The organism is Flavobacterium sp. NLM (assembly GCF_002210235.1).
Lineage (GTDB): Bacteria > Bacteroidota > Bacteroidia > Flavobacteriales > Flavobacteriaceae > Flavobacterium > Flavobacterium panici.
This window is the reverse complement of sequence record NZ_LIAC01000026.1, coordinates 13556-38715: the sequence shown is the minus strand read 5'-3', so window position 1 is coordinate 38715 and position 25160 is coordinate 13556. Positions and strand designations below refer to the sequence as shown.

At 34.2% G+C, this 25160-nt stretch carries 18 protein-coding genes and 2 tRNA genes; 8 read left to right on the top strand and 12 right to left on the bottom strand.

Going from position 1 to position 25160, the window contains the following annotated elements; translation table 11 throughout:
- Positions 1–111 precede the first annotated feature (111 nt).
- Positions 112–1737, bottom strand: a complete 1626-nt coding sequence (pruA, locus tag APR43_RS23430) for an L-glutamate gamma-semialdehyde dehydrogenase (protein WP_053472045.1) — start codon at positions 1735–1737, stop codon at positions 112–114.
- 192 nt (positions 1738–1929) lie between these two features.
- Here pruA and APR43_RS23425 point away from each other — a divergent pair, with 192 nt between their 5' ends.
- The 4 genes from APR43_RS23425 to pdeM all read left to right on the top strand — a co-directional run bounded on the left by APR43_RS23425 (position 1930) and on the right by pdeM (position 8164).
- Entirely contained in the window at positions 1930–2991 is a 1062-nt protein-coding gene (locus tag APR43_RS23425) for a ligase-associated DNA damage response exonuclease (protein ID WP_053472046.1), read from the top strand.
- Between the two features lie 180 nt (positions 2992–3171).
- Positions 3172–4773, top strand: a complete 1602-nt coding sequence (locus tag APR43_RS23420) for an ATP-dependent DNA ligase (RefSeq protein WP_053472047.1) — start codon at positions 3172–3174, stop codon at positions 4771–4773.
- Between the two features lie 291 nt (positions 4774–5064).
- Positions 5065–7524 carry a ligase-associated DNA damage response DEXH box helicase gene (locus APR43_RS23415; RefSeq protein ID WP_053472048.1) on the top strand — a complete coding sequence of 820 codons (2460 nt, stop codon included), beginning with the start codon at positions 5065–5067 and terminating at the stop codon, positions 7522–7524.
- A gap of 7 nt (positions 7525–7531) precedes the next feature.
- On the top strand, positions 7532–8164 hold the full coding sequence (gene pdeM, locus APR43_RS23410) for a ligase-associated DNA damage response endonuclease PdeM (protein WP_053472049.1): 633 nt from the start codon (positions 7532–7534) through the stop codon (positions 8162–8164).
- 1 nt (position 8165) lies between these two features.
- On the opposite strand, the gene apaG is transcribed toward pdeM, so the two are convergent.
- From apaG to map, 6 genes are all read right to left on the bottom strand, one after another.
- Positions 8166–8552: a Co2+/Mg2+ efflux protein ApaG gene (gene apaG, locus APR43_RS23405; RefSeq protein ID WP_053472050.1), complete on the bottom strand. Its 387-nt coding sequence runs from the start codon at positions 8550–8552 to the stop codon at positions 8166–8168.
- A gap of 79 nt (positions 8553–8631) precedes the next feature.
- Positions 8632–9891, bottom strand: a complete 1260-nt coding sequence (locus APR43_RS23400; RefSeq protein WP_053472051.1) for a DUF5103 domain-containing protein — start codon at positions 9889–9891, stop codon at positions 8632–8634.
- Between the two features lie 78 nt (positions 9892–9969).
- Positions 9970–12870: a DEAD/DEAH box helicase gene (locus APR43_RS23395; RefSeq protein ID WP_053472052.1), complete on the bottom strand. Its 2901-nt coding sequence runs from the start codon at positions 12868–12870 to the stop codon at positions 9970–9972.
- A 121-nt stretch (positions 12871–12991) separates the two neighbouring features.
- On the bottom strand, positions 12992–13765 hold the full coding sequence (locus APR43_RS23390; RefSeq protein WP_053472053.1) for a class I SAM-dependent methyltransferase: 774 nt from the start codon (positions 13763–13765) through the stop codon (positions 12992–12994).
- Between the two features lie 40 nt (positions 13766–13805).
- On the bottom strand, positions 13806–14210 hold the full coding sequence (locus APR43_RS23385; RefSeq protein WP_053472054.1) for a GxxExxY protein: 405 nt from the start codon (positions 14208–14210) through the stop codon (positions 13806–13808).
- A 68-nt stretch (positions 14211–14278) separates the two neighbouring features.
- Positions 14279–15097, bottom strand: coding sequence for a type I methionyl aminopeptidase (gene map, locus APR43_RS23380; protein ID WP_053472055.1), 819 nt, complete (start codon positions 15095–15097; stop codon positions 14279–14281).
- Between the two features lie 255 nt (positions 15098–15352).
- Between map and APR43_RS23375 the strand changes: the two genes are divergently transcribed.
- Positions 15353–16606 carry a DUF445 domain-containing protein gene (locus tag APR43_RS23375; RefSeq protein ID WP_053472056.1) on the top strand — a complete coding sequence of 418 codons (1254 nt, stop codon included), beginning with the start codon at positions 15353–15355 and terminating at the stop codon, positions 16604–16606.
- A 180-nt stretch (positions 16607–16786) separates the two neighbouring features.
- Here APR43_RS23375 and gpmI read toward each other — a convergent pair whose 3' ends face one another.
- Both gpmI and APR43_RS23365 read right to left on the bottom strand, forming a co-directional pair.
- Positions 16787–18304, bottom strand: a complete 1518-nt coding sequence (gene gpmI / locus APR43_RS23370; protein WP_053472057.1) for a 2,3-bisphosphoglycerate-independent phosphoglycerate mutase — start codon at positions 18302–18304, stop codon at positions 16787–16789.
- A 141-nt stretch (positions 18305–18445) separates the two neighbouring features.
- Positions 18446–20875 carry a DUF5916 domain-containing protein gene (locus APR43_RS23365; protein WP_053472058.1) on the bottom strand — a complete coding sequence of 810 codons (2430 nt, stop codon included), beginning with the start codon at positions 20873–20875 and terminating at the stop codon, positions 18446–18448.
- Between the two features lie 300 nt (positions 20876–21175).
- Here APR43_RS23365 and APR43_RS23360 point away from each other — a divergent pair, with 300 nt between their 5' ends.
- Positions 21176–21901 (top strand): murein L,D-transpeptidase catalytic domain family protein, encoded by a 726-nt coding sequence (locus tag APR43_RS23360; RefSeq protein ID WP_053472059.1) that lies wholly within the window; start codon positions 21176–21178, stop codon positions 21899–21901.
- Here the strand turns inward: APR43_RS23360 and APR43_RS23355 are convergent.
- Complete coding sequence (locus APR43_RS23355; RefSeq protein ID WP_053472060.1) at positions 21890–23473, bottom strand: murein L,D-transpeptidase; 1584 nt, start codon at positions 23471–23473, stop codon at positions 21890–21892. The two genes, APR43_RS23360 and APR43_RS23355, sit on opposite strands and share 12 nt — an antisense overlap.
- A 1-nt stretch (position 23474) precedes the next feature.
- Positions 23475–23912: a GNAT family N-acetyltransferase gene (locus APR43_RS23350; protein ID WP_053472061.1), complete on the bottom strand. Its 438-nt coding sequence runs from the start codon at positions 23910–23912 to the stop codon at positions 23475–23477.
- A gap of 134 nt (positions 23913–24046) precedes the next feature.
- Between APR43_RS23350 and APR43_RS23345 the strand changes: the two genes are divergently transcribed.
- A tRNA-Gly gene (locus tag APR43_RS23345) sits at positions 24047–24119 on the top strand.
- 106 nt (positions 24120–24225) lie between these two features.
- Positions 24226–24298, top strand: a tRNA-Gly gene (locus tag APR43_RS23340).
- A 132-nt stretch (positions 24299–24430) separates the two neighbouring features.
- Here the strand turns inward: APR43_RS23340 and pepE are convergent.
- Positions 24431–25138: a dipeptidase PepE gene (gene pepE / locus APR43_RS23335; protein ID WP_053472062.1), complete on the bottom strand. Its 708-nt coding sequence runs from the start codon at positions 25136–25138 to the stop codon at positions 24431–24433.
- Positions 25139–25160 lie beyond the last annotated feature (22 nt).

The window sequence follows — 25160 nt, the reverse complement described above, 5'->3', positions numbered from 1 at the left end:
ACTTTATTATTATCAGAAGTATCTAAAATAGCAAAAGCCGAATCTTGAAAAAGATTCGGCTTTTTATATGAATAGGTCTCAAACTTGAAACCTGAAACTTGAAACAAAAAATTAACCTAAGAAAGGATATCTGTAATCTTCTGGAGTTACAAAAGTTTCTTTAATAGTTCTTGGAGAAGCCCAACGTAATAAGTTCAATGCAGAACCCGCTTTGTCGTTAGTTCCAGAAGCTCTTGCGCCACCAAAAGGCTGCATTCCAACAACTGCTCCGGTTGGTTTATCATTAATGTAGAAGTTACCAGCAGCATTTTGCAATTTCGTAGTCGCTACTTCAATAGCATAACGATCCTGGCTGAAAACAGCTCCAGTTAAAGCATATTCAGAAGTAGTATCAACTAATTCTAAAGCTTCTTCCCATTTAGCATCTTCGTAAACATAAATCGTGATTACTGGTCCGAATAATTCGGTTTCCATTGTAGTATATTTTGGGTTTGTAGTTACAATAACGGTTGGCTCAATAAAGTAACCTTTAGATTTATCGTAATTTCCACCAATGATGATTTCAGCATCAGCATCTTTTTTAGCCTGATCAATATAACTAGCTAATTTGTCAAAAGAACCTTCGTGAATAACTGCAGTAATAAAGTTTCCGAAATCTTCCGGAGAACCCATTTTCATAGATTTTACATCAGCAATTAATTGTTCTTTTACAGCTGGCCATAAACTTTGCGGAATATAAGCTCTTGAAGCTGCAGAACATTTTTGACCTTGAAATTCAAAAGCTCCACGAGTAATACCCGTAACAACTTGTTTTACGTTTGCGCTTGGGTGTGCAATGATAAAATCTTTACCACCAGTTTCTCCAACGATTCTTGGATATGTTTTATAATGGTGAATGTTTGCTCCAATTTTAGCCCAGATATCTTTAAATACGTGAGTTGAACCTGTAAAGTGAACACCAGCAAAATCACGGCTGGCTAAAACAGTATCTGTAATCATTAAAGCATCTCCAAAAACAACGTTTATAACCCCGTCTGGAACTCCAGCTTCTTTGAAAACATCAATAATAACTTTTGCAGAAAATACTTGGCTGTCACTTGGTTTCCAAACCACAACGTTACCCATCATAGCAGCACTTGCAGGCAAGTTTGCAGCAATAGCAGTAAAGTTGAAAGGAGTAATAGCGTAAACAAAACCTTCAAGAGGTCTGTATTCTAAACGGTTCCAAACAGTAGAATCTGATTTTGGCTGATCGTTGTAGATTTGAGTCATGAACTCAACATTGTAACGTAAAAAGTCAATTAATTCACAAGAAGCATCAATTTCTGCCTGATGAATATTTTTAGATTGACCAATCATAGTTGCAGCATTAATACGCGCTCTGTAAGGACCAGCGATTAATTCAGCAGCTTTTAAGAAAATAGCAGCACGTTGTTCCCATGCCATGTTTGCCCATGCTTTTCTTGATTCAAGAGCATTTGCAATCGCTTTTTCGATATGTTGTTTTTCAGCTAAATGATATTTTCCAACAATGTGTTTGTGATCATGAGGAGCTGTAATATTTCTTGTGTTTCCAGTTTTGATTTCTTCGCTTCCAATATATAAAGGAACATCAATTTGAGAGTTCCACATTGTAGTGTAAGCTGCCTGAACAGCTGCTTTTTCTGGTGAGTTCGGTGCGTAGCCTTTTACAGGTTCGTTTACCGCTTTTGGTACATGAAAGAATCCTTTTAACATGGGATAAATTGTTTTAAAATTTACGAATTGTTTAATTTTCTACAAAAGTACAAATGATAATTTGATTATATCACAATACAATATTAAAAAGTTGTAATTTAATAAACTAATTGCATGAAGTTGTAAAACAGGTCTTTGCATAAAGTTTTAAATTTGAGTTACTTCTGAAAAGAATACTTTAACTATACTATTATGAAAATCCCCCTTTTAGCTTTTAATGACAAAGGTATTTACTGCCAGCAGGCAGATGTTTATCTTGATCCGTGGCGTCCTGTAAAAAACGCCATAATCACACACGGACATGCCGATCACTCGCGCTGGGGACATCAAAATTATATTACACATCATACCAATATTCCCATAATCCGACATCGTTTGGGAGAAATAAATGTTACCGGAAAAGAATGGGGAGAAACCTTTGTAATCAATAATGTAAAATTTTCCCTTCATCCTGCCGGACATATTATAGGTAGTTCGCAGATTAGAGTAGAACACAAAGGTGAAGTCTGGGTTTTTACCGGAGATTATAAAACGGAAGACGACGGAATTTCAACTCCGTATGAAGTTGTAAAATGCGACACTTTTATAACCGAATGTACTTTCGGACTTCCCGCTTTCAATTGGACGCCGCAAGCTGAAGTTATTACAGAAATCAATAATTGGTGGGCAGAAAATAAAGCCGAAGGCAGAACTTCAATTCTCTTTGGATATTCTTTAGGAAAAGCCCAACGCCTTTTAAAATATTTAGACACTGATATTGGAAAAATATATACGCACGGCGCCATCGAAAACATGACAAATGTTTTACGTCCGATGGTTTATTTTCCACCAACTGAATTAATAACCAGAGAAACCAAAAGAGAAGCCCTTTTAGGAAATATTGTTCTTGCTCCGCCAAGTGCACACGGAAGTATCTGGATTAGAAAAATGACACCTTTTGTAACTGGTTCAGCAAGCGGATGGATGGCATTTAGAGGTGCAAGACGCCGACGTGCCATTGATAAAGGTTTCGTTTTAAGCGATCACTGCGACTGGCATTCTTTATTAGAAAGCGTCAAAGCAACGGGTGCAGAAAGAGTAATTTGTACGCATGGTTATACTGATATTTTTGCCAAATATTTAAGGGAATTAGGTTACGATGCCAGAACCGAAAAAACACAATATGAAGGTGAAGCAGCAGAAATGGAAAAAGAAGAAAAAGAAACCGAAATAGATCAAAATGAAACTTCGATTATTTCTGAAAATTTGCAATGAAAAATTTTAACACATAGTAACATAGTTTTTCTTTGTGGTTAAAGGCATTTCATTTTTTCTAAACAAACATAGCTATGTGTGAAAATCTAGATTTTTTCTAAACTCTTTTTTTAGCAATAAAACCTATGTTTCTATGTGTTTAAAAACTATACACAATGAGTTTAAAATAGTATGATGTAAATGAAAAATTTCGCCCAACTTATAAAAACATTAGACAGTTCAAACAAGACAAACGTAAAAGTCGATGCTTTGACGACGTATTTTAAAAATGCATCGCCGGAAGATAAAGTATGGACTATTGCGATTCTTTCGCATCGTCGTCCGGCAAGACCGGTTAATACGACTTTATTGCGACTTTGGGCAAATGAATTGGCGAATATTCCGTTATGGCTTTTTGAGGAAAGTTATCATATTGTGGGCGATTTGGCCGAAACTATTGCTTTGATAATTCCAAGTACAAAAAAACATTCCGATAAAAGTTTAACCGAGTTTCTACAGGAAATCATCGCCTTAAAAAAGAAAACCGATCCAGAGAAAAAGGAATATCTGCATGAAAACTGGATGGCGTTGAATTATTACGAACGTTTCGTTTTTACCAAATTAATTACCGGAAGCTTCAGAATCGGCGTAAGCCAAAAATTAATGACACGTGCTTTATCCAAAGCAGAAGATGTTGATGAAGATGCTTTGGCTTATAAATTAATGGGAAATTGGAATCCCAATACTATTACATTTCAGGAATTGATTCTCGATGAAAAAAGTTCCGATTATTTATCAAAACCTTATCCGTTTTATCTCGCGTATCCAATTGAAGGTGATGTCGAAGATTTAGGAAATCCCGAAGATTGGTCCATCGAACATAAATGGGATGGAATACGTTCGCAAACCATTATTCGAGATGATGAAATTTACGTTTGGTCAAGAGGCGAGGAGCTGGTTACCGATAAATATCCTGAGTTTAAATCTTTTGTAGGCATTATTCCAAACGGAACTGTAATCGATGCAGAAATCTTAGCTTTTCCCGAAAATGAAATCGGAACTTTTAATGATTTACAAGCAAGAATTGGACGAAAAACCATATCGGCAAATCTGCTGGAAAAAGTGCCCGTAATTCTTAAAGCGTATGATATTTTAGAATGGGAAGGAAAAGATATTCGAAATTTACCGTATATAGAAAGAAGAAAATTACTGGAAGATTTATATGATGATATAAAAGACCAAACCCGTTCTTTTCGGATTTCAGAAAGGGTTTCGTTAACTTCTTGGGAAGATGTAGCAAAAGAAAGAGAACGCGCCCGCGAAATGAAAAGCGAAGGTTTGATGTTAAAACGAAATACTTCGCCGTACCAAGTTGGAAGAAAAAAAGGTGATTGGTGGAAATGGAAAATAGAGCCTTTAGTAATTGATGCCGTTCTAACTTACGCCATGCGAGGACACGGACGACGCTCGAATTTATTTACCGATTATACTTTTGCGCTTTGGCAAAACAATGAAAACGGAGAAAAAGAACTCGTCACTTTCGCAAAAGCCTATTCCGGTTTAACCGATGCCGAATTCAGAAAAGTGGATGATTTTATAAAAAAGAATACTTTAGAACGTTTTGGCCCCGTTCGAAGCGTAACGCCACAATTGGTTTTTGAAATTGGTTTCGAAGGCATTTCGCTTTCCAAAAGACATAAAAGCGGAATCGCAACAAGATTTCCAAGAATTTTGAGATGGCGACAAGACAAAAAAATAGAAGAAGCAAATTCTATTGAAGATTTAAAAAATATGATTTCATAATACGTTGACAATTTTTAAACACATAGAAACATAGATTTTATTGCTAAAAAAAGAGTTTAAAAAAAATCTAGATTTTCAAACATAGCTATGTTTGTTAATGCAAGTGAAACGCATTTATGCAGTTTTAGTAACTATGTTTCTATGTGTTAAAATTACCGCCACGAATTCCACAAATTTTCACGAATTAATTTTCACACAATGATTTGTGAAAATTCGTGAAATTCGTGGCAAAAAAAATCATTTTTAATCATTAAAATCTGTGGCATTATTCTAATATTCAAAATATAATAAATGAACAGGGACGAATTATATGTATTAGCCGAAAACTGGTTTAAAAGTCAGGGTTGGAAATCTTTTCCATTCCAGACGCAAACCTGGACTGCTTTTTTGCAGGGAAAAAACGGTTTATTAAACGCGCCAACCGGAAGCGGGAAAACCTATGCTTTGTGGTTTCCTGTAGTTCTCGATTATATTAAAAAAAATCCTGATTATAAAACTAAACACAGATCCGGATTAAAAGCAATCTGGATTACGCCATTACGTGCACTATCTGTAGAAATAAAACAAGCAGCAGAACGAATTATTACAGATTTAGATCTGCCGTTAACCGTTGGAATCCGTTCCGGAGATACTTCGCAGAGCGAAAGAGCAAAGCAGAAAAACAAAATGCCCGATCTTTTAATTACAACGCCTGAAAGTTTACAGCTTCTTTTAGCATCAAAACAATACGAAAAAACCTTCGCCAATTGCGGTGCCATCGTAGTTGATGAATGGCACGAATTAATGGGAACCAAACGAGGCGTGCAAATGGAATTAGCGCTTTCGAGATTAAAAACAATTGCGCCCAAAATGCGAATTTGGGGAATTTCGGCAACAATTGGAAATCTCGAATTAGCGCAAGAAGTTTTGTTAGGTCATGATACGGAAGCCTATAAAAACTCCGTTTTGATAAAAGCACATATCAATAAAAAAATAAAGATAGAATCGATTCTGCCTGAAAAAATGGAAACCTATCCGTGGCGTGGGCACATGGGTTTGCATTTAATTGATGAGGTTGCAAAAATCATCCGAAAGAGTAAAACAACTTTAATTTTTACCAATGTACGTTCAGCTTGCGAAATTTGGTTTCAGGCTATTTTAGAAAAATATCCGGAATTTGCTGGAGAAATGGCGATGCATCACGGAAGTATCAGTAGAGAAACTCGTTTGTGGGTTGAAGACGCAATTAGAAACGAAGAATTAAAAGTCGTGGTTTGTACTTCGAGTTTAGATCTTGGTGTCGATTTTGCACCTGTTGAAACCATAATTCAGGTTGGCGGACCAAAAGGAGTTGCAAGATTTTTACAGAGAGCAGGAAGAAGCGGACACCAGCCGGGAAAGGAAAGTGTGATTTACTTTCTCGCCACACATGCGATGGAATTAATCGAAGCTTCGGCATTAAAAAAAGCAGTTGCCCAAACCGTTGTCGAAGACCGAATGCCGTATTTAAACAGCTGGGATGTTTTAGTGCAATATTTAAATACACTCGCAGTTTCTGACGGATTTTTTCCTGATGAAATTTATGAAGAAGTTAAAACAACATTTTGTTATCAAAATATAACCAAAGAAAACTGGAACTGGATTTTGAATTTCATAACCAACGGAAGCCAGAGTTTGCAAGCTTATGATGAATTCAAAAAAGTAGAAATTGAAGAAGACGGACGTTATAAAATCAACAGCCGTTTTATTGCCATGCATCACAGAATGCAAATGGGAACAATTGTGGGCGACGCCGTTTTGAATGTGAAATTTTTAAGTGGAGGATTTATTGGAACTGTGGAAGAATGGTTTTCTTCAAAATTACAGCGAGGCGATGTTTTTACTTTTGCCGGAAGGCGGCTTGAATTATTTCAAATTAAAAATATGCAGGTTTTAGTTCGAAAAGCCGATCCTAAAAAAACTGCACGAGTGGTAAGCTGGATGGGAGGACGAATGACGTTATCGGCGCAAATGAGTGAATTGCTTCGGGAAGAATTATACGCCGCAAACACAGATCATTTAACTCCCGAATTAAAAGCTTTGAAACCTATTTTTGACAGACAAAGAAAAGAAAGTATTGTACCTAATAATGACGAATTTTTAATAGAAACTTTTAAAACACGCGAAGGTTTTCATGCGATTTTTTATCCTTTTGAAGGCCGATATGTTCATGAAGCAATGGCTAGTTTAATTTCCTATAGAATCAGTTTATTGTCACCAATTACTTTTTCGCTGGCGTATAATGATTACGGATTTGAATTGCTTTCTGATCAGGAAATTGATATGCAGTCTGTTTTTGATAATAATTTGTTTACTACAGAATATGTTCATCATGATTTGCAGAAAAGCTTAAACGCAACCGAAATGGCGCGTCGAAAATTTCGTGATATTGCTGTAATCGCGGGTTTAGTTTTTACCGGAATGCCCGGAAAACCAGTTAAAACAAAACATTTACAAAGCGGATCGCAATTGCTTTTTGAAGTTTTTAGGGATTACGAACCCGATAATTTATTATTACAGCAGGCTTTTATCGAAACCTTTGAACATCAGTTAGAAGAAGGACGTTTAATTCAGGCCATGGAAAGAATAAATAATCAGACGATTGTCTGGAAACAATGCAAAAAGCCAACGCCATTTAGTTTTCCTATAATTACAGATCGTTTACGTGAAAAAATATCCAGCGAAACATTACAGGAAAGAATTAAAAAAATGACAGCGAGTTACATGAAATAATTACAATATGAAGATCAATATTAACAATCAAAATTTCGTTTTGCATCAATCCGGAGCTGCTTTTTGGGAAGAAAAGAAGATGCTCTTAATCTCTGATTTACATTTGGGGAAAATTGCGCATTTTAGAAAACACGGAATGGCAATTCCGGAGAAAGCGGTTTTGGAAAATTTTGCAAGATTAAATGAAGTGTTAAATCTATTTGATTCTGAAACGATTATTTTTCTTGGAGATTTATTCCACAGTAAAATCAATAACGAATGGGATTTTTTTGCTGATTGGACTAAAACGGTTTCTCAGCAGATTATTCTAGTGGAAGGGAATCATGATATTATTTCAAAAAAAAACTACGCCGATTTAAATATCGAAATTTACGAAGAATTGATAATCGATGATTTTCTATTAACGCATCATCCTACAACACGAGAAAACTTTTTTAATTTTTGCGGACACATTCATCCCGGAATAAAACTAAAAGGTTTGGGCAGACAGTTTTTAAGTTTATCCTGTTTTTTTAGAAAACCGCATCAAATGATTTTTCCTTCTTTTGGAGAATTCACAGGAAATTTTTATCTAATTCCCGAAGAAAATGACCAAGTATATGCCATTACAAAAGAAGAAGTAATAGAAATAAAACGCTGAATTAATTCAATGCAAAAGGAGCACACATTCTAAAAGTAGGTACAATTACTTTGAAAGTTTTAGTTGTAGTGAAATTGATCATATTAAAATGACCTTTCATAGCACCGTAAGGAGATGATAATAAACAACCAGAGCTGTAAGTGTGATTTTCACCTGGTTTTAAAACAGGTTTTTTGCCTATAACGCCTTCACCATCAACAATATCTAAATCGTTTAATGAGTCGTGGATTTCCCAGTGGCGTGAAGTTAGCTGAACAGAATCTTTACTATAATTTTCGATTGTAACTACGTAACTAAAAGCAAAGTGAATCTTGTAGTTCTTGAAGTAAGTGCCTTCAAAACTAGTTAGAACCGATATTTTTATGCCTCGTGTAATTTGAGAAACCATATTAACCTAGTAAATCTGTGTGAGTTATAGGCACAAAGCTACGAAAAAAAACTAGGAAACCTAAAACCTTAACAATGTTTTAATTAACTATGTTTATGGAGTTTGCATTGCCTTTTCCAATAACTCTTTGATAACGATCTGTACTTTCTCTGTAATAAACTAATATAGTATACTCATTTTCTGTTTGATAAAAATTACCATCAACGGCATTTTCATTATCTATATTGCCTTTTTTATCGGCAACGGTGTATTGAAAATTAGTAAAACCTTGTTTGATCATTATTGCTTTTTCAAAAACGGCTTTATCTGTATTATAATCCAGTTTGTATTCTGGCGATAAGCTGTAATTATTGAACATTCCTGTAACATAAATATCTTTGTTAAGCCTGAAAGCCGGAGCCGAAAGCGTGAAATAAACCCAGGCATAATCAGCTTCAATACTGTTGTCTGAACCATTTATGTTTTTCACCACAAAATTACCGTTTACGTCCTGATAATTGGTATAAATCTGATTTCCTCTTGCTGCATTGGTATACAAATAAGCATTGTAAATATCGTTGTTAGCGCCCACTCGTCCTACGTTATTATTTGCTGCACGAATGTCTTTATTTTCAAAATATAAAAATTCATTTCCGCCCCAAAATTGCGTTTCCCCATCATACTTATAAACCAGTTGATTTCCAATGGTATATTGCGGTGGAATATTTTTAATGGCAGTGTTGAAATTTCCGTTTTGTAATAAAAGAACTTTTACATTTTGAATTGGAGTTTGAAATGTAATATCATTTGAAACAATCGAAAAATCCAAATTCTGTTTGTAGTCAATATTGCTGAGGTTTCGGGTTCTTTTTACCTGTGCCGCCACCGTACAATGATCTTCGTATAAAATGAATTTTCGGGAGAAAATAACTTCTTTATCTTCATTTAAAATTTTCAGGATGTAATTTCCGGACAATCTTAATTGCGTTGTAAATTGATTTGGAAACGCCAGTCGGTAATGTGAATAAACCTGAAGTGTATTAAATGAGTTCGAATAATCTGTAATTCTCTGGCCGTCAAAACCTCTTAAATAATCTGTTTTCGGAATATCAGTTGGTTTCCAGTTATAATCGCAATGTGTGATTTCAAAATAATAATTGGCTTCGTTACCAAATAAATCATCAAACTGAAATTCAAATGTAGAATTCAATTCAAATATCGGAACAACATTATTGCCATTCTGAACAAAAGTAACGGTTTTGATATTGTATGGAGGAACTACTTCAGTTTGTATTTCCTGAGCTTTCGCGAAAGTAAAAACAAAAAACAAAAGCAAACTTTGATATAAAAATTTTGGCATCTTATTATGTTGTAAGATTGTAAATATAACAATTTTATTAAACGTAATAAGATGCCATTTATTGGATGAAGCGATTTATTAAGAATTTAAAATGTATTCTAAATTAGCTTCGATCTCATCATTTATATAGCTTTCCTCTAAAAGAGAATCAGATAAAAGCTTTTTATTTTCCTGCAGTTTAATGATTTTTTCTTCTACCGTATTTTTTGAAATAAAACGAACAACGTTTACTTTATTCAGCTGTCCAATTCGGTGCGCCCTTCCAACTCCTTGTTTTTCTGCAAAAGGATTCCACCACGGATCTAAAAATAAAACATAAGAAGCTTTTGTAATATTCAAACCAACGCCTCCCGCTTTTAGCGAAATAAAAAACAATAAAGGCTCTTCTTTTTCCTGAAACAGTTTTACCTGTTGCTCTCTTTTGCTGGCAGGAGTTTCACCTGTAATTTCGCAATAGGTTATTTTGTTTTCTTTGCACCAATCTGTATAAAAATTCAAATTGGTAACAAACGAACTGAAAATGATTACTTTCTGTTTTGCTTTGACTAAATTTTCGAGATAATTAGTAACCGCAATATATTTTCCCGAATCAATTTCAGATTCCTGATCTACCATTTTCGGGTGGTTACTCAATTGTCTTAACTTCATCAGCGTATTAATAATGCTGATTTTGTCAGGACTTGAGCCATCCATTTTTAATAAAAAGTTACGCGCTTTTGATTTTTCCTGTTCATATAATTTTTCCTGTTCAGGGTCCATTTCACAATAATAAATCTGCTCTGATAATTCAGGTAAATCTTTTAAAACCTGTTCCTTGGTTCGTCGTAAAATATAAGGCTGAACCAAGTTTTTTAATTCAGATAAAACATCTTCATTTTGCTTTTTCTCAATCGGAATTTTAAAATTTTCTGCAAAGAAATTATAAGTTCCCAAAATATCCGGATTTATAAACTGCATTTGCGACCATAAATCGTCAAGCGAATTTTCAATTGGCGTACCACTTAAAGCAATTTTATGACCCGTACTTATTTTGTTTATGGCTTTAAAAATCTTAGAATTTTTATTTTTGATGTATTGACTTTCGTCCAAAATCAAATAACGAAAATCATATTTTTCTAAAATTGAAATATCACGATGAACGATGCTGTAACTGGTAAAAATTAAATCAGTTGTTGCTAGTCTTGCGACTAATTGTTTTCGGTCATTCCCCACATATTGCATTTTCGAAAAATGCGGAGTGAACTTTGCAGATTCGTTGTACCAGTTAAAAACCAATGAAGAAGGTAAAACAATCAAAGTTTTAAGCGGTTCTCTTTCTACAGTAGTTTCGTTTGCAAATAAATCAAAATTGGTAGTTTTAGTCGTAAATCCTAATTGTTCCTGAACGGCAACCAAAACAGCTAAAGTCTGTAACGTCTTCCCAAGTCCCATATCATCGGCAAGACACGCACCTAAATTCGAATTAAAATGCCCTAAAAGCCATTTTACACCGTCAATTTGATAAGGTCGCAAAGTTGCTTTTAATAAATCAGAAGCCACATATTCAGCTTTATAAGTTACATCATCTTTGATTTCGGCAATAGCATCAAGGGCAGTGAAATTACTTTTGCGTAAAAGTAAAGTGCCGCTTTCTATTTTTCCGAGTTTTGCCAGCGAACTGTATTTGCTGAACCATTCTAATGGAATCAAAAAATAGTTTCCATCAGGCAGCGGAAAGAGTCTTTCTTTGCTTTTTATATTCGGAATAATTTCGCTGAAATTAATTGTATACGATCCAATGGTAATGATAATTTTGATGTCAAACCAATCTCCGTTTGTATCTTTTGACGCAGAAACGGTATGGTTTGAAGTAACAATTTCTTTGCTTTCCAGCTTTAAATTTTGAATGTTAAAACCTAAACTTTCCAGCTTTTCTTTATTGTCAATTATCAATTGAATGTTGATATAAGGATCTGAAGTTTCAGCCTCAGAATTTAATCCAAATAACTCGTTTTTGATTTTTATTAAACCAATTTCGGTTAATTTATCGACATACAAATTTTCATCAGCATTTCGTTTAAACTGAATGATTTTAGGTTCATTTGCAACACTAAAATCTACAAACGAATGTGTTTTCTTTGTTTTACTTCCGTCAAATGAATAGCCGTTATAATCAAAATAAAGGTTGAGGTAATAACAGTTTTTAAAGAAATCGTAAACCGGCTGAATCGTGCAGGAAGTAATTTCATCACGCTGTTCAATTTCAAAACCTGTTGCTTCGATATCAATTTTTTTAGCTATTTCGGGAATGAAATTCTTAAAGTAATCATCAACTAATTTTGAAGGTATTTCGATTGATTTTTTCTTTAAAAAAGGCATCAGTTTTTTAGCATTAAGGGCTGTTAACTGACCTAATTTTTTATTGATAATTAACCAGCCCGGCTCATCCAAAAGGATATCAACATTGCTTTCCATTGGTAAAAAAGCTGTTTCATTTTCTTTTAAAGAAAGGGTATACGTAATTCCTTCGGCGTGTTTGTCAAATTGAATTTGAGGTTCAAAATAAAGCGGACTAATATCAACTCTCGAACGGTAAAAATCTTTTTCGGGTCCAATATTTATTGACAACGGAAATTGTCCTTCAACAATTAAACTGTAAAAAGAAGACAGATTTAATTTTAAATGCTGACGAATGGCAAACTCAATTTTAGAATCCTTTTGCAAATCAGCAATGGTTTTTGCTGATTTGATTTTAGCACTGAATTTTTTGAATATGAATTCAGGTTTTAAAGACTCGCAGGCAGTCAGTATTTTTTTTGTATTCGAATCTAAATCGTCAAAAACAATTCCGAAACTTTGAATTATTCCGGCGGTTGCTTTTTTGTCCAGATATTTGATTTCATCGGTATTCTCAACGATGTAGGATGTTGGAATATAAACATTCAGATTTTTTTCAAAACTGATGTCAAAACAGAACTGAAATGATTTTGTAGGTTCCAAGGTTTAGGGATTTGGTTGGCTTGTAAATTAGTTATTGGGCAAAAAAATAAAGAGTTTTCAAAATATCAATAATTTGAAAACTCTTTTAAAATGAACTTATATCACTTATATCGTGAAAAAATTAGTTTTCCTGTTTAAAGCAAAGCGGAATAATCTCGCCTTTTGCCAAACAGTATTTTTCTACTAATTCTGGTGCAATTTTATTGGTGTAATCTTCTTCAATTACAATAAAACCAATGCTTCTTAATTTGTCGAAATAGTCGCGTCCGTAAATACGAACGTGATCGTATTGTCCAAATATTTTAGCACGCTCTTTTTGGTCTGTAATTGAATCATCTGCGAAAGTAACTTCACGGTTTAAATCTTGTGGAATCTGCAAAATCGCCATTCCGCCCGGTTTTAAAACGCGGAATAATTCCTGCATCGCTTTTGTGTCATCCGGAATATGTTCTAAAACGTGATTGCATAAAATCACATCATATTCGTTGTCTTTAAATGGTAAATTACAGATATCTGCTTTTACATCTGCCAAAGGCGAAAATAAATCGGTTGTCGTGTAATCCAGGTTTTTCTGCTTGCGAAATCTTTTATAAAAAGCTTGCTCCGGAGCAAAATGAAGTACTTTTTTAGGTGCTGTAAAAAAATCAGTCTGATCGTTTAAATACAGCCAAAGTAAGCGGTGTCTTTCTAACGAAAGTGTACTTGGCGAAAGTACATTGTTACGTTGTTTTCCGTATCCGTAAGGAAGAAAAGATCTAAAACTTTTTCCGTCAATAGGATCAGTAAATCTACTTCCTTTTAATGATAAAGCTAAAATAGGACGCGCTACATAACTCAAACGAATTAATAAAGGACGCGGGATTGTATTAAGTACTAATTTAAAAAGTTTTTTCATGGGGCTGTTTCGCAGAGTTACACAAAGGAGACACAGAGTTTCACAAAGTGTTTATAAATCTTTTTATGTTGTTTTTTAATATTTTTGAATCAAAATTAATGAGCAATCCTAATGGATAATTTCCAAGTTTCAGATAGGTTATTATTTGCGCAAAATGTACATCGGTAAAAGCTTCGACAGTTTTTAATTCAATGACAATCGTGTTTTCGATTAATAAATCAATTCGATATCCATGATCTAGTTTTATGTCTTTATAAATTATGGGTAAAACTTTTTGTCGTTCAACAGTCAAGCCGGCATTTACTATTTCATAATATAAACATTCTTGATAAGCTGATTCTAATAAACCAGGACCAAGCTGTTTGTGAACTTCAATCGCTAAACCAATAATTTTATATGTAATTGCGTCTAATCTATTACGAGATTCATTGTTTTCTTCAAACATTTAAAGGCTTGTAAAATAAATAATTTTGTGAATCTTGGCGTATATCTTTGTGAATCTTTGCGGAATAACTATAATACCAACGGCACTTTTCTAAATTCGTCTTCTTCATTGCTTTCGATTCCTAAAGCTTTGTAGATGTATTGGAAAGTCGATAATAGTTCCGGTTTACCATCGATTAGCGCTACATCATGTTCGAAATGCGCACTTGCTTTTCCGTCAGCAGTTGTGATTGTCCAGCCGTCTTTATGTTGTTTGATGTTTCTTGTTCCCATGTTAATCATAGGTTCAATTGCAACCACCATTCCTTCAACAAAAAGTTTTCCGCGGCCGCGTTTTCCGTAGTTTGGCATTTCAGGCTCTTCATGCATTTTTTGTCCTAAACCATGTCCAACCAATTCGCGAACCACACCATAACCGTGAGATTCTGTATATTTTTGAATCGCATTTCCAACATCTTCTACGCGATTTCCGGCTTTAAATTCTCTAATTCCAACGTAAAGAGATTCTTTAGTTATCTGCAAAAGTTTTTTAACTTCTGGCGCAACTTCTCCAATTTCGAAACTATAAGCGTGATCTCCATGATATCCGTTTTTGAACGCACCGCAGTCTACAGAAATTACATCACCACTTTGTAAAGGTGTATTATTCGGAATCCCGTGTACAACCTGAGAATTCGGACTCATACAAAGTGAATTCGGGAAACCGTACAATCCTAAAAAGCTAGGAACTGCACCGTGATCACGAATGAATTCTTCGGCTAATTTGTCCAGATATAATGTAGTAACTCCTTCTTTAATTTCAGAAGCAATCATTCCTAATGTTTTCGATACGATCAAAGCACTTTCGCGCATTAATTCGATTTCCTCTCTCGTTTTTTGGATAATCATATTTTTCAGATTTTCAGTTCGCAAAAGTACAATTTTTAATATTATTTTTTGAGTAATTTTTTTCGCCGCGAATTAGGTTTTTTCGCCACGAATTTCACCAATTAGCACGAATTCTAAATTTGGAATAATTTTTAAAGACAAAGTAATTCGTGAAAATTTGTGTAATTCGTGGCAAACCCTTTCATTACGATCAGCTGTGCTTTTAATTTAATATCTCAGAAAAAAGCCATAAATTAGTAGTAAAATGTGATTATCATGGAAACTGCTACAGATCAAGATATAGTTAAAATAAAAGCTTTAAGGAAAATGCAGGCAAGTGCTTTGGCGCTTTTGGGTTTTGCGGTGCTTCTTTTTATAATTGCTATTTATTTTAAAATTCCAATACTGCAGGCTTTTAGCGAAGCGGCAATGGTTGGGGGAATTGCCGATTGGTTTGCGGTCGTGGCTTTATTTCGCCACCCGCTTGGGATTCCGATTTGGCATACAGCTATTATTCCGACGAAGAAAAATGAAATTGGAGAAAATCTCGGGAATTTTGTTTCAGAAGAATTTCTGAATCGGGAAAAACTGGAAATTAAACTCGATGAATTCAACTTTGCTACAAAAGCTTCAGAATGGCTTTCAGAGGAAGAAAATGCAGATAAAATTGCGAATGTTGTGGCGGTAAATCTTATTCCCGGAATTTTGAGAACCATAAAAGATGAAGATGTGAAAAGATTTATTCAGGTTCAATTTAAAGAAAAACTGGAAGGAATAAACTTCGGTGACTGGGTTGCAGTTGCTTTAGAACCTTTGCAAAAAGGGGATTTAAAAAATCAAATGCTGACAAATCTTCTGGAAGTAATGAGCAGCGAATTGACTAATAATAAAGATTTAATCAGACAAAAAGTAAAAGCATCGACTCCGTTTTTAAGCTTTGGACTGGCCGATAAAAGTATTACCGAAGGTGTTTTTAATGGTTTACAGGATTTTTTAAACGAAGCTAAAAAACCTGACAGCGCAGTGCGCCAAAAGATTGATGAGTATATTTTTAATTTTTTGGAGAAAGTCAAAAACTCCGAAGAAATGCGAATTAAAATCAACGATATGATTTTGAGTTTTGCCGGAAAAAAAGAAGTTCAGGATTACATCAACGGAATTTGGGATGAAATAAAACTTTCGATAACCAATGATTTGAACAAAGGCGATGAATCTTCCATTAAAAATAGTGTTTCGGGTTTAATTCAAACTTTTGGAAATGGTATTAAAGAAGACACCATTATGATTGACAAAATCAATAATTTTATCAAAAATGATTTGCTATCTGTTCTTCTAAACAATAAAAAGGTAATTGGAGATTTAATTTCATCAACCGTAAAAAGCTGGGACGGAAAAGAAGTTTCGGAAAAATTAGAACTAGAAATAGGAAAAGATCTTCAATACATCAGAATCAACGGAACTTTGGTAGGAGGGATTATCGGACTTGTGATTTATGGTGTTGAACAATTGTATCATTATTTTATAATGTAATATACACAATCTTGTCATTTCGAGGAACGAGAAATCTCCGCAAGAAGCTCCGTTCCTAATGTCGTCAATCTTTGTAGAGCTACTTACGGAGATTTCTCGTTCCTCGAAATGACAAAAATGCTTAAAAACAAAAGGGACTAATTTTAAAATTAGTCCCTTTTTTATATAAAAAATTAGTTTTTATAATAACGAATGACAAGTCATTGCGTTTGGCTGCTGGACTCCCATTAATTCTAAAATAGTAGGAGCGATGTCGCCAAGAACACCATCCTGAATATTTTTCAATTGTTTGTCAACTAAAATAATCGGTACTGGGTTTGTTGTGTGTGCAGTATTTGGGCTTCCGTCAGGATTGATCATTGTTTCGCAGTTTCCGTGATCAGCAATTACGATTGTCGTGTAGTCGTTTGCAAGAGCAGCATCGATTACTTTTTTCGCGCAAGCGTCAACTGCTTCACAAGCTTTAATTGCAGCACTCATAATTCCTGTGTGTCCAACCATGTCTCCGTTTGCAAAGTTTAAACAAACGAAATCAACTTCGCCTTTGTTCAATTCAGGAACAAGAGCATCAGCAAGTTCGTAAGCACTCATTTCTGGCTGTAAATCGTAAGTTGCAACTTTTGGAGAATTTCTCAAAATTCTTGATTCACCTTCAAAAGGAGTTTCTCTTCCGCCTGAAAAGAAGAAAGTTACGTGTGGATATTTCTCCGTTTCAGCAATACGAATTTGTTTTTTGCCCGCTTTTTCTAAAACTTCACCAAGCGTTTCCGTGATATTATCTTTATTGTAAACGACTTTTACGTTTTGATACGTTTCGTCGTAGTTCGTAAGCGTTACATAATACAAGTTTAACTTGTGCATGTTTTGCTCGTGGAAATCATGTTGAGAAAGTGCTTCAGTAAGTTCACGTCCTCTGTCTGTTCTAAAGTTAAAGAAGATGACAACATCGCCTTCAATAATAGTTGCCAAAGGTTTTTGTTCTTCATTTACAATTACAACCGGCTCGATAAATTCGTCAGTAACATCGTGTGCATAACTGTCAAGAACACTTGCTACAGCGTTTGTAGATGGAATTCCAACTCCGTTTACTACTAAATCGTAAGCTAGTTTTACACGTTCCCAACGTTTATCACGGTCCATTGCATAATAACGACCAACGATAGAAGCAATTTTTACCGGAGTATCTTTAATATATTCATCTAAATCATGAATGTACTTTGCTCCGGATTTCGGGTCAACGTCACGTCCGTCTGTAAAAGCGTGAATATAGACCTGATCTAAACCATACTCTTGCGAAGCGTCGATTAATCCACGTAAGTGAGAAGTATGAGAGTGAACACCTCCATCAGAAACTAATCCTAAAAAGTGTACTTTTTTATTGTTGTTTTTAGCGTAAGTAAAAGCATCGATTAACACTTGTTCTTTAGCAAGTGTTTTGTGAGCTACAGCTAAATTAATTTTTGCTAAATCCTGATATACAATCCTTCCGGCACCAAGGTTCATGTGCCCAACTTCACTATTTCCCATTTGACCTTCAGGTAAACCTACGTTTAATCCGTCAGTACGCAATTGAGCGCTTGGGTAATTTTTGTAAAGACTATTTATAAAAGGAACATTTGCATTGTCTATTGCAGATACTTTAGGGTCAGGAGATTTTCCCCAACCGTCTAAAATCATAAGGATAACTTTTTTGTTCATTACATTTTTGTTTTTTACAAAGATAAGCCATTTCTAAAATTTGGAGAGAAAGCTTTATTACATTTATGTTTAATAAAATGAAGTGTAACAAAAAATACTAAATTAATTATAGAACTCTTTATTTTTTAAAATTAATTCACGCTAAGCTCTTTTTCTAACCTTATTTTTGACAGCGTTATAGTCTATAAAATATTTTACACTAACAGAAAAAATGTGTTTTAAGGCGTCGTTAGTCAATAAACTCGTTACGTTGTGTTTGAAATCCTTATCGATAATACGTTCAAAATTAGAAGCATTATTTCTGTATAAAGCCGAAAGCTGACTTCCGGGCGCAAACCACCATGAATAAGATAAATCGGCATTCCAGGAATAAAAACTTGAATTTTTGTTTTCGGTATATTGCGGATACGGATCCAGAGTTCCATCTGCTTCAAGCTTCAAAATATCTTTATTTTCTGCAGAAGACCAATATTGTCGAACAGCTAAATTAAGTGTCATAGTGCTGTTAATGGCGTATTTTCCTGATATAGTATTGGCGTATGTGATAACGTCACGATTAGCAAAAACAACAGTTTCGGGAGTGCTTTCATTATCGTCGTCGTCATAACCGTCGATATAACCTTTGTTATTGTTTCTTTTAAGAAAACTAAAAGTATAAACCAGTAAAAGTTTATCATTAAAACGATATCTCGGACTAATGTCGGTGCCATAAGCGGCTCTTCCGGGTTCATCAGCAACAGATAATGACGGATTAATATCGATAGCAAATTTATGGTTGTAATTTGTCGAAATGCTTCCCCAAAAATCAAATTTTCTCGGAATTATAACATATCGATTGTCTGCTCTTGGTTCGTAATAATCATGAGATTCTAATGGAGAAACAGAAAGTCCTGCTCCGTAATAATTATTTTTTACGGTACTTAAATTTACTTCGGCTTCAATTCGGTTTGCCTGAACTTTTCCGGAGTCTTTATTGAATTCAGAATACATTTCATAATCAATTCTAAAACTATTAAAAAGCTTCGTTGGGTTTAGAATCCTGTAATTCGCATTTCCGTAAAAATTGTAATAATTGGTATAGAAATTAATTCCCAAATCATTCGGGTCAAAATCTTTAGAAACAAAATCGGTACCTAAACTATAGCGGTATTTACCACTTGTTTCTGCAAATCCCACAGTTGAGAAAACACCGTTTGTATCTTCTTTATCATTTATAGTACTGTATTTTACATTTCCAAACAAGCTGTAAGTATTGGCTTTAGTATTTAAATCCCACGCTAAACCTGTTACATTGGCATCTTTATAATGACCGTTTCGAGTAACATTTGTATTGATAAACGTAACCGATGAATTTTTTCTAAAACGCTGATCCAGAACTAAAACATTATAGTTTGTAAGCGGTTCTACAACCTCACGTCTGGTTTCGCCGGAAATAGTATCTTTTATTGTCGCAAAAGTTTTTTCGGTAACCGCATTTAAAATTCCCACTCCCAAACCGTTTTTAGTTCTTCCCGAAAGTTTTAAAGCATTAATAAGATTAACGTTTTGTACCGTTTCAATAACTTCTTCATTGTCTTTTAAATCTGGTTCAACAGAAGGTTTGCCGCCAATTCTCCTCGAATAAAACATATTTCCTTTGTTGAATAAATCAGTTCCTTCGGTAAAAAAAGCTCTGTTTTCATTGAATTGCTGCTCAAACGGACCTAAATTCAAAATCTGATCGTCGTATTTGGTCTGTCCAAAATCCGGAATTAAAATAGCATCAACAGTAAAAGCGTCCGTGATTCCGTATTTAATGTCCATTCCGCCTTTTACAGTTCCGTATGTTTTTTGTCCTTCTCCAGCATTCAAATAATAAGATGCATAAGGCATAAAAAATAATCGGGTAGGAGGTTTTATATTTTCAATTCCTTCTAAAGTTCCGGCTTGCTGCGTAAAAGTTCCAATTTTTTTATCGACAAAGTTCCATGTATATTTATAACGGGTACGTTTTACTTCTCTAAAAAAATTAATTCCCCAGGTTTGTTTGTTTTCCTGTGAAAAACGTAAGGCAGAATATGGAATTTTTATTTCAACAACCCATCCGTTTTCGGTAATCGAAGCTTTGCTGATCCAAACAGCATCCCAGGAATAATCTTCACCATTTGAATCGGTCATAATACAATCTGCCTGAACATCAGCTGCCGAGACGTAAAACATAAAATCCTGTTGGCCGTCATTAAAACCATTTATAAAGACACCAAAAATATCTGCAGTTCCAAAATTATCACGCTGCGAAATCTCTTTTAAAATTTTATCAGGTTCATCATCATACATCATAGCGCCAATATAAATGGCGTCATTATCATATAAAACTTTGACAGTAGATTTTTTATTCTCCGGAGCAGCTTTTCCGTTATCAGGTTCTAATGTTATAAAGTCTGAAGCAATTCCGGCATTTTCCCATGCGCTTTCCTCTAGTTTTCCGTCAATAGAAATGTTTTGCGAAATAGACTTCGCCTGCAATGCCTTTTTTTGACTGAAACACAAAAAAGTAGATAAAAGAAACGTTAGAAAAACAAGTTTGTTCATGGAATTTTAAGCGAAAAATGATTGTAAAAGTACTTTAATTTAAGAATAATAGACTTCATTTTGTTTCACTTGTTACAGTTTTAGTTTCAAAATTTCCACTTTTTTTACCTTTTTTTAAGAAAAGCACCCAAAATATTATGATTTTTTGCGTGAGAAAAAATCTTACAGAAAGATACTTTTTATGTTAATAATGTTAAATTTTCAACAAAAAAAGCCTGATTTACAGTGTTTTATTTTGTGTATTTTCAAAAATTTCTACTTTTGCCTTACCCAAATTTATTATTAACCTAAAGAAATTCAATGATTTACAAAATTTATCCGCTGATGGTGTTTTTTCTATTATCTTTTGGTAAAGATTCAAAAAACACTCCCGAATTGAAATCTGTAAGAACAAAAGGTATTGCAAAAGTTGAAACAAACCTTTCTGTTGAAGCAAGAATTGAAAATGTTTATAATACATTAAATCCAAACAATTGTAAACTTCCTGAACTTAGAACTTTTACTGAAGCAGTGAAAGGTTTTTATCTATTGAAAGAAAGAGGAATTGTTCAAAAAAACATTCTAACCTTAATTGATTTTAGTCTTTCATCAAACACCAAACGTCTTTGGGTAATTGATATGACTACAAATACGGTATTATTTAACTCTTTAGTGGCTCACGGAAGAAATACAGGAGAAGAATTTGCTTCGGCATTTTCTAACTTAAACTCTTCATTTAAAAGTAGTTTAGGTTTTTATGCAACAGGCGAAATCTACCAAGGAAAACACGGAGCTTCGTTACGTTTAGATGGTCTTGAAAGAGGTTTAAACGACAACGCCCGCGAAAGAGGAGTTGTAATGCATGGAGCTGATTATGTTTCTGAATCATTTATCAGAGATCACAAAAGATTAGGCAGAAGCCAAGGTTGTCCAGCCCTTCCGGTTGAATTGACAGACGAAATAATCCAGACTATTAAAGACAAATCATGTTTGTATATCTACCATCCGTCAAGAAGCTTTACGATGGAAGAGAAGTTAATTTCTTAACTTAGTATACAAATCTGAATCAAGATTATAAATATCAGCTCTGAAAATGAGCTGATTTTTTTTGCTCCAAGCCGTCCAATACCATTGATATAAAGCATATTTTTTGGTGATTTTAAAACTCATGGTTTTTTTAGACGCAATTATCGTATCTATCTTTACTTTTGAAAACCTTTCAGGATCATCTAAAATATGTTCAGCCAATTCCAGCGGATTTTCAACACGTACGCAGCCAGAACTTAGTGAACGATTACTGCGCTCAAAATAATTTCTGTGATTAGTATCGTGTAAATAAACACTGTGGTGATTTGGAAACAAAATCTTCATTAATCCTAATGAGTTATTATAACCCGGACTTTGAACATATCTGTAATTGTTAGGTTTGTTTTCGTTCCACGCATGCGGATCGACAACATTTCCTGATGTGTCGTAAATTGTTATGTTTTTCTTTGCTAAATAATTTCGGTTGCGTTTCATTGCCGGAACAACATCTTCTTTTAAAATAGTTGGCGGAACAGTCCATGTTGGATTAAAAACAACCGTTTTTAAAACAGATGTAATAATGGGTGTTTTTCTTTTACTGGTTCCTACCACAATATTTCGAACCAAAGTGGTGTCCTGATTTTCGACAACATTTAAGCTGTAATCCGGAATATTGATCAGAAAATAATTTTCGGCAAATTCATTCGGATACCATCTCCAGCGTTCTAAATTGGCGATAATCTGCTGTTTTCTTTTTTCTTTAGAATAATTTAAAGCGCTTATAGTTCCCGGTCCAATAACGCCATCATCGGCTAAACCATGTCTTGCCTGAAATTTTTTGATTGATTCGAAAGTCTTTTGATCATATTTATCCGTAAGACTGTCTTTTCCAGTCATGTCTTTCCAGAATAAAAGTTTCTTTTTAATGTTGATTACCGCATTATTGGTATCATTTAAAGTAATTTTCTTTAAAGATTCAATAGTAGCAATATCTTCATCAGGAAACGAATTAATAATTTCAAGTGACTTTAGTAATTGTTTGTATACGATAGATTTAGGCTGAACATTTTCAACAATGCTGTCTAATTTGTTTTTATTAAAAGCATTTATTAAAACACTGTTAATATCAAATGTTTTTTCGTCTAAATCCCAATCGGTATACAATTTTTTAGGATCAAGTTTTCCTTTATATAAATGTTCTAAATACTTCTCAAAGTTATAAGTCAGTAAAATATCATACGTTGCGAGGTCGGCATCGTTTAGACTGCTGATTCTTTTTTCAAATTTTTCCAGCTGCGCAGCTTTATAATCTTCTGGATTAAGCCCTAATTCTTCTGATTTTTCCAACTGAGATAATACGTATTGCCTCTTTTTTAGGTTTCCCCAAACGGTTTTATTTTCAGATGAAGTATAAAATTGTTTCAGCGTTTCACTCTTAAAAGTACTTAAAAGTGCCGTATCAACTTCTACTTTTCGTTCATCAGTAAGTATAATTGGTGGTGCTTTTTTTACTGTAACCGGAGCTGGTTTAGGAGCCTCTTTTTTACAGCTAATTAAACTTAATACCAATAAAAGAAAGTAAAGTTTCCTCATTTTATAAATTTTTAAACATTAAATAATGTTCGCCAACATCTTTAATATCAAATGGTTCACCTAGGGGCTGGTATCCCATTTTTCTGTAAAAGCCAACTGCGGCGGTTCTAGCATTAAACCAAATCAAATCGACTTTGTTGTCATTGCAGTAGGTTTCACAATGCTTAACTAAGGCTTCTCCAAATCCTTTTTTCTGATGCGTTTCTAAAACTGCCATCCCTCGAATTTGAGCTTGACTTTTTTCGGCAAATATAGGATTGATTTTATTGAATAACGAAATAATTCCTATTAAATCTTCATTATTAAATAATCCGAAATGATGTGTAGTGTCTAAATCGTCACCCTCAAAGATGCAGCTTTCGATAGGTTTGCCTTGTCTTAGTACTGGCTGACGAACGATATAAGTTTCTTTTGATGGGATTTCTTTAATAATATTCATGATTTTTTAAAAATAATTGATTTTATAACTTTTTAATTTTAAATAGGTTATAAGAAAATGTTGATTTTAATTAATTTTTTTTGCCAAAAAGCTTGTTTTGAACTTAACTTTATTTTTATATTTGCACCAGCAATGCGAAAGTAGCTCAGTTGGTAGAGCTCCAGCCTTCCAAGCTGGTTGTCGCGAGTTCGAGCCTCGTCTTTCGCTCTAAAAAACCGAAATTTAATCGTTTCGGTTTTTTTATCAAACTTAAATAATTTTTGATTTTTGTTTTGTAAAAAGAATTAATTATTTATATTTGCACCCTGTTAATGCGAAAGTAGCTCAGTTGGTAGAGCTCCAGCCTTCCAAGCTGGTTGTCGCGAGTTCGAGCCTCGTCTTTCGCTCTTCAAAAGCCTCAAACATTGTTTGAGGCTTTTTTGTTTATTTTTTCCACCATATAAGTTATATAAGTAAAGTAAGTTTTTTTTGCTATGCCTTATTTAAATGAACTTATATAACTTATATGGTGAAAAACTTTATTTTAAACTGCTTAAATCGCTTTCTGGTTCGAGTTCTTCCGGAGTTTGGTTTTGTTTGAAGAGTCTTGCTTTTAAAGAACCTTTCAAAGTTATTTTATCTCCTTTTACTTCCAGCCAGCTTCCTTCTCTTAAACCTAAAACCGGAATGGCATTAAAAGCATGAAATTCTTTAATTCTGGTTTCACGAGTTTCGCCCATATGCTGCGAATTTGTATCTGGATCTAAATAATGCGGATTTAAATTAAACGGAATCAATCCTAGAGTTTGAAAACTCGGCGGATAAATAATCGGCATATCATTCGTTGTCTGCATTGATAAACCGCAAATATTACTTCCGGCACTGGTTCCTAAATAAGGAGTTCCGCTTTTAACTTTTTCTGCAAGCAATTGCATAATATTGTTTTTATAAAGCTGTGAAACAAGCAAAAAAGTGTTTCCGCCGCCCGTAAAAAAGCCTTCAGCATTTTGTATAGCTTTTTCGGGACTTTCAAATTCATGAATTCCCTGAAGTTTAATATTTATAGAAGCAAAAACTTCTGCTGCTTTTTTGGTGTATTCTTCGTGAGATATTCCGCCAGGACGTGCGTACGGGATAAATAAAATAGTGGTACAGTTTTTAAAATGTAATTGTAACGCAGGTAGTAAATAATCTAAATAACTGCCGCCGTGCAGGGTAGATGTGCTGGCGATGATAATGCTTTTCATAATTCTAAACTCAAATTCTATT